The 5,732-nt window shown below is 68.6% G+C and carries 8 protein-coding genes and 1 pseudogene; 5 read left to right on the top strand and 4 right to left on the bottom strand.

From position 1 onward, the window contains the following. Positions 1-216: 216 nt before the first annotated feature. The gene (locus ACGFZW_RS38815; RefSeq protein WP_393898052.1) at positions 217-1,032 is read right to left on the bottom strand and encodes a sulfite exporter TauE/SafE family protein; all 816 of its coding nucleotides are present in this window, start codon (positions 1,030-1,032) and stop codon (positions 217-219) included. 257 nt (positions 1,033-1,289) lie between these two features. Then, positions 1,290-1,547, bottom strand: a complete 258-nt coding sequence (locus ACGFZW_RS38810; protein WP_393898051.1) for a DUF6233 domain-containing protein — start codon at positions 1,545-1,547, stop codon at positions 1,290-1,292. A gap of 216 nt (positions 1,548-1,763) precedes the next feature. Here ACGFZW_RS38810 and ACGFZW_RS38805 point away from each other — a divergent pair, with 216 nt between their 5' ends. From ACGFZW_RS38805 to ACGFZW_RS38790, 4 genes are all read left to right on the top strand, one after another. Further along, the gene (locus ACGFZW_RS38805) at positions 1,764-1,892 is read left to right on the top strand and encodes an LPFR motif small protein (RefSeq protein WP_393898050.1); all 129 of its coding nucleotides are present in this window, start codon (positions 1,764-1,766) and stop codon (positions 1,890-1,892) included. A gap of 135 nt (positions 1,893-2,027) precedes the next feature. After that, on the top strand, positions 2,028-2,210 hold the full coding sequence (locus tag ACGFZW_RS38800; RefSeq protein ID WP_393898049.1) for a hypothetical protein: 183 nt from the start codon (positions 2,028-2,030) through the stop codon (positions 2,208-2,210). Between the two features lie 686 nt (positions 2,211-2,896). Further along, positions 2,897-3,454 (top strand): hemerythrin domain-containing protein, encoded by a 558-nt coding sequence (locus tag ACGFZW_RS38795; RefSeq protein ID WP_393898048.1) that lies wholly within the window; start codon positions 2,897-2,899, stop codon positions 3,452-3,454. Positions 3,455-3,483: 29 nt separating this feature from the next. Continuing rightward, positions 3,484-3,900: a CBS domain-containing protein gene (locus tag ACGFZW_RS38790; RefSeq protein WP_393898047.1), complete on the top strand. Its 417-nt coding sequence runs from the start codon at positions 3,484-3,486 to the stop codon at positions 3,898-3,900. Positions 3,901-3,939: 39 nt separating this feature from the next. On the opposite strand, the gene ACGFZW_RS38785 is transcribed toward ACGFZW_RS38790, so the two are convergent. Then, positions 3,940-4,167 carry a DUF5133 domain-containing protein gene (locus tag ACGFZW_RS38785; protein ID WP_393898046.1) on the bottom strand — a complete coding sequence of 76 codons (228 nt, stop codon included), beginning with the start codon at positions 4,165-4,167 and terminating at the stop codon, positions 3,940-3,942. A 283-nt stretch (positions 4,168-4,450) separates the two neighbouring features. Between ACGFZW_RS38785 and ACGFZW_RS38780 the strand changes: the two genes are divergently transcribed. Then, positions 4,451-4,777, top strand: coding sequence for a plasmid stabilization protein (locus ACGFZW_RS38780; RefSeq protein ID WP_393898045.1), 327 nt, complete (start codon positions 4,451-4,453; stop codon positions 4,775-4,777). An 862-nt stretch (positions 4,778-5,639) separates the two neighbouring features. On the opposite strand, the pseudogene ACGFZW_RS38775 reads toward ACGFZW_RS38780, so the two are convergent. Then, positions 5,640-5,732 (bottom strand): annotated as a pseudogene (locus ACGFZW_RS38775) (IS5/IS1182 family transposase); the annotation flags it as partial.

Genomic DNA, 5,732 nt, shown 5'->3' with positions numbered 1-5,732 from the left:
CAACACCAACCCACAGCTGCCATGGTCATTCCTCGCCCATACCGGCCTGACCATCCACCCGCCACACCCACCGAACTTACGAAAAGATCAGTAGGACATGGATCGGCTCGCTCCAGGATCGGAGTCACTGGTGCAGTTAACACGGCGGGCAGCGCGAACGGTGGCAGGGCTACTGGCTTCTCTGCACTAATAAGCCAAGGCTCGACCCGGGGAGTGTCAGTTGTGCCGGGCGAGCTTGACTGCGGAAACCAGCAAGATGACGGCCAGCAAGGGGATGAGGACCAGGTCCGAGAACACTCCCAGCAGCAGTCCGCCCAGCACTGCACCGGCAATGGACCCTGCGGCCATAATCGTGGTGAAGCGGATGTTGGCACCCACGACGGCGAAACTGCCGTCGCGGCTGTAGCGGGCAAACGCGACCAGCATGGTCGGCAAGGAGACCAGCAGGGAGAGGCTTCCGGCGGTCTTGATGTCCTCGCCGAACAGCAGCACGACCGTCGGGATCAGCAGCTCGCCGCCAGCGACGCCCATGATGGCGGCGACCACCCCGATGCCGAACCCGGCCACCACCCCCGAAGGGATCTGGGCCCAGAGCGGCAGCGCGAGCGTGTCGAGGGTGGTGATGTGGGTGACCACCAGGGCGGCGGCCATGACGACCATCAGCGCGGCCAGCACCTTGTAGAGGGTGGCCGAGCGCATGCGGACCGCCCAGCTCGCTCCCGCCCAGGCGCCGAGGAGACTGCCGGCCAGCAGGTTGACCGCGACGGGCCAACGTGCCGCGACCTCGGCGGCCGGGACCGCCGCGAGCCGGGCGGGCAACGCGACCAGGACCACGACCAGGCTCATCGCCTTGTTCAGGAGGACCGCCGAGAGGGCGGCGAACCCGAAGATGCTGATCAGCAGGGGCAGGCGGAACTCCGCGCCGCCCAGGCCGATCATCCCGCCCAGAACTCCAATCGCGGCTCCGGCGCCGAAAACGACAGGGGCTGAGTGCGTCGGGCGGAGTGGCGCGAGGTTCTGGTCGGTGGTCATGGCGGGCATCCTCGCTCGTGATGGCCGCTTCCTGCCATGACAAGAAGGCACTGGTTATCTACTCAGGGTTCGTGCGGTTCTCCGAGCCCAACTAGCGAGACGCACAAAGGGTGCAGTTAACACGCCACCGCGCGCAGCGGCCGACCTGGTCGGAGGGGCAGGTCAGGGGGGCGGGTCTCGGGGTGGTCGTGGGGGTGATCCTCTCTTCAGATGTGTGCAATCTCGGTGAGGCTCGTCCGCATTCCCGGACGGGCGGCTCACTCGGGCCGCAGTTCCCGGGCCGGCAGGCGCATCAGGCACGACTCGACCCCGGAGGCCAGGGCCCCGACGGCCTCCTCCCGTGCAATGCGGTGCAGCCTCTTGCCGCCGACCGGGCACTCCCCGACGTGAACGGCGACGGGGGCCGGGTCCGCCCCTATGTCCATCTGGAGGTAAAACGCCTGCTGTGCCGTCGGCGGCGCCGTGACCGGCTGGGACGCCTCCCGCTCCTCGACCTCCGCGATACGCCTGCGCACGCCGTCGAGCTGGATCAGCAGCCGTCTCGAGCGCGTGCAAGCGCGGCAGGTCCGGAGAAAATTCGTTCACACGTTCGATTCTGGGAGCGTCCACGCCACCGGCCGGGGGTGCACCGGTCTGTTTCCTCAGCTGGCCGCGGGGCACCTGCCCAGGGATCAGCCGTGCAGCGGCAAGCCAGATCCGGCGCACAGCGCTGGAGGAGACGGAGGTCCACCATGCTGAGTGCAATCGCTGATGTTCTTCGGTCCATCGGTGGAGCGATCGCTACTGTGGTGACACTCCCGTTCCGAGCGGTGGCCCGCCTGTTCGGCGGCGCCTCGAGTTCTGCCCACGGACGCCACTGACAGGCCCGTCGCGCGCTACGCGCCGACGCCCACCAAGCCGCCCGGCTGGCCCGTCCGGCCAGCCGGGCTTGCTCATGTCCCAGCCTTCAGACGAGGCAGCGACGCGCCCAGTCGCGCCGGGCGTAGACAGGAGACATGAGCGAGCAAGGCACCTGCCGGCCCGGCGAGGTAGTTCCCGACTGCGGCATCTACGAATGCGACTGCGGACAGGCCCACCACTGGAGCACGGACGTGAAGGGACACCGGTTCCCGCCCCACCCGCAGGGCTGCTCCGGCAGCACCTGGACGCTGAAGGACCCGGCGCACCCCACCGACTGACCACAAAGCCCCGGTGCGCGGAGGCACGACATGTCGGTGAAAGTGATCGAGGGCACCGGCACGACGGTCTGCCCGCCGGACTTCTCGACCACGCCGCGCAGTCCCTCGTGACCACAGCCACTACATCGTCGAGCTCTACGCAGAAGCCGGCCTCGGGAGCACCTGGACGTCGGGCCGGCCCGCTGCCTGCCGAGTCTGAACGCATTCAAAACCGCGACGGGAGAACGCTGGAGTCGTCGGGCGGCCGCACCCGCCCCGCAGCCCGGCGGGTGACCGGAGCCACCGCACCAGACTCGCGCCCCTAGGCCTCCGGCTGACGCCGTGCCGGCGCACACCGACGGCCCCTGCCACGTCGCCGAACCGCGCCCGCGGCACTACATTCGCCGTGCAGCCTGGTCATGGGCGCACCGGGCTGCGGCGCACCACCAGGACGGTCGCGCCGCAGCCCATCTCACCGAAGGCCCGCCCGCCGATCTGAGCGCGAGCGACGGCGTCCGGCCCCGCTCCTCCCCCCAGCCGAAGCCTGTCCTTCTCCCACCGGCGGGCCCGGGCGGAGAGCCGGTCTTCGCGCGGCCGCTGAGGCACCGCGAGCGGCATCGGGCGGAATTGCAGGCCATGCCGTTACCCACGACCGCGTCGGGGGGAGCAGTTTCTCGACGATTGCCCCGGAGCGGAAGGCGAGAGACATGGGCCACGGCGGAGACGTCATCGCGGAGCTGACCACCGACCACCGCGAAGTGGACGAGCTGTTCGAGCAGCTGGACAACGCGCTGCCGGGCAGTGAGCGCCGCAAGCAGCTGGCTGATGCGCTGACAATCGAGCTGGTGCGGCACTCGGTGGCCGAGGAGCAGTACCTCTACCCCGCTGTGCGCGAGCACCTGGACGGAGGCGACGCCATCGCGGACAGGGAGATCGCCGACCACGCCCGCGTCGAAGCCCTCCTCAAGGAGCTGGAGGGTCGCGACGCCGACGACACGGACTTCGACCGGCTCGTTCGTGAACTGCGCACCGAAGTCACCGCCCACGTTGCCGACGAGGAACACAACCTCTTCCCGCAACTGCGTGAAGGCGCCCACGGCTATGTCCTGGAGAGCCTGGGTGAAAAGATCCGCGAGGCGAAGAAGACCGCCCCCACCCGCCCACACCCCAGCACCCCGGACAACCCGGCGATCAGCAAGCTCCTGGCTCCTGGCCTGGGCCTGGCCGACCGCGCACGCGACTACGTCACCGGCCGCGGCCAATAACCCCGCCCTTCACGAGAGGCGACACGCACATGACCGTTGCACGCGACCTCATGACTCCCGGCGCCGAATGCATCGGCGCCCAGGGCAGCGTCTCGGACGCTGCTCGCAAGCTCACCGAGATGGGCGTGGGTGCTCTGCCGATTTGCGGCAGTGACGACAAGCTCAAGGGCGTGCTGACCGACCGCGACATCACCGTCAAGGTCCTGGGCAAGGGGCGTGATCCGCAGCAGACCAGAGCCGGTGAGCTCGCCCAGGGCGAGGCGGTGACCATCGGGGCCGACGATGACGCGGACGAAATCTTCGCGACGATGGCCCGCCACAAGGTCCGCCGGCTGCCCGTTATCGACGGCCACCGCCTGATCGGCATGGTTGCCCTGGCCGATGTCGCCCGCGCTCTGCCCGACCCACAGGTGGGCGACCTCCTTGAAGCCCTCTCCACCGACTGAAGCCAAGCTCGCCACGCGCGGCGCCGCAAGGCTGCGCGCTCAGCCTGCGAGCAGGGAATCGTCCTCGACGCGTGCTCCGGGAAGGCGGCGGCGTGCGGCGATCAGGGCTGTGTCGACGTCACGTGTGCCGGTGGAGATGCACAGGGTGTAGGAGACATCGTCCATGCGCTGACACACCAGCTCACTGCCTTCCTGAGCGCGCAGCAGTTGAAGAGTCTCGTACTGCTCAACGAGGTCTCGCAGAACCGCAGGGTGGGCCAGCAACACAGTCGGCTCCTTTCGCCTTGGAACGTCACATCACGGCAGCGGATGCCCGCCATTGGGCGACCCATGCGCCAGGTGAGACACCCCAGGCGCGTGCGGGTGGCCCCAGGAGTACGCGGCAGGTGCCCGGACACAAGCTCCACGGACCTGCCTGGCTGGCTCGCTCATGTCGCGCGCCGCAGCGGTAGGGCGTGAAGTGGAAGTGGCCGCATTCCGGCCCCGGCGTTTGTCTGACCGGGACGTCAGGCAAACGCCGGTAGCAACACCACTCATCAAGGAGCTGGCAATGCCTGCAGGGTCGAGCAAGAAGCGAGAGCAGCAGTACGAGCACATCAAGGAAGGCGCCAAGGAACGAGGCACCTCAGAGGGGCGGGCGGAGGAAATCGCCGCGCGCACTGTCAACAAGGAGCGCGCCCGCTCGGGCGAGGCGAAGCAGGCGAGCAAGACCTCGCTCCGCGACCCCAAATCCGCCTCGCAGCGCGGCGGCGAACGCTCGCACAAGGGACCTCAGAGCCCCACCAAGGACCAGCTGTATGAAGAGGCCAAAAAGAAGAACCTCGGCGGACGCTCCCACATGAACAAGGAAGAGCTGCGCAAGGCCCTCGGACGCTGACCCCCAGTGAAGCCGCCCGGCACCAACGTCCGTACCGAACCAGGCAGGCGGGTGCTCTGCGGCGGGGCGTCTCGCCGGTGCCGTGACTTTGCGACCGTTTCGCGTAGCTTGTGCTCGCCAGGCTGGTCGGCTTCGTGCCGCGATGTCTCTCGGCACGTGGCCGGCCCCTGGCGCTGCGTGGCCTCCGGATGGCTGATCTGCGCTTTGCGTCAAGGCCACCCCTGCCCCCTTCCTGGGCCGGGGTGGCCTTGATTTCCGCGGTCGGCCATTGCGATGTCAGGCCGTGCCCGGGGCCGGAGTGCAGTGAAGGAAGCGCCGCATGTCTGACACCGACGGGCCGACGGCAGACGTCCCTCACCAGGGCGTGTGCGACCTGTGCCGCACACCTCTGGCGACCGCTTCGCAGATTTTCAGTCTGGTCCCCGACTCCTCAGACCTCCGGCAGCGTCTCGAGCGTCCCGCATGCAGACGTGAGGACCGGCTCGGTCTGGAGCAGGCTTCTTGACGTACGCGATCGTCTGGGATGAAACGGCCATCGACGCCGCCGCCCGGTCCTGAAGGACGACCTTGACGGCCTGCGCCGGCTGATGGACGCCGTCGACTTACTCGCCAGCCAGCCGAGGCCGGAGGGCACCGCCGAGTACGGCTCTGCCGACCTGCGGCGGATGCATGTGGGGCGCTACAGGGTGCTGAACGAGATCACGGAGGAGACCGTCACCATCGTGCCATCCACGTCGGGGCCGGACCGGCTGACCGCACCTGTGGCCGGGCTTGGATGTAATCGGCGGCGGCGCCTACGTCGCTGGCGACCAGAGACGAAGACGGTCACTTGCCTGGCTTGTGAGCCTCTAAGACGTTGCGGCTTGCGTTCGTAGCGCCGGTGGAGGCGTCGGCAGCCGGCCAGCCAGGACACCGTTCTCTCGACCACCCAGCGGTGGCGGCCGAGCCGCTGTGA

Origin of the sequence: Streptomyces sp. NPDC048248 (assembly GCF_043201875.1) — a bacterium.
In the GTDB taxonomy this organism is placed as follows: Bacteria; Actinomycetota; Actinomycetes; order Streptomycetales; family Streptomycetaceae; genus Streptomyces.
The sequence above is the reverse complement of the archived record's forward strand: the minus strand, read 5'-3'. Positions and strand labels throughout refer to the sequence as shown.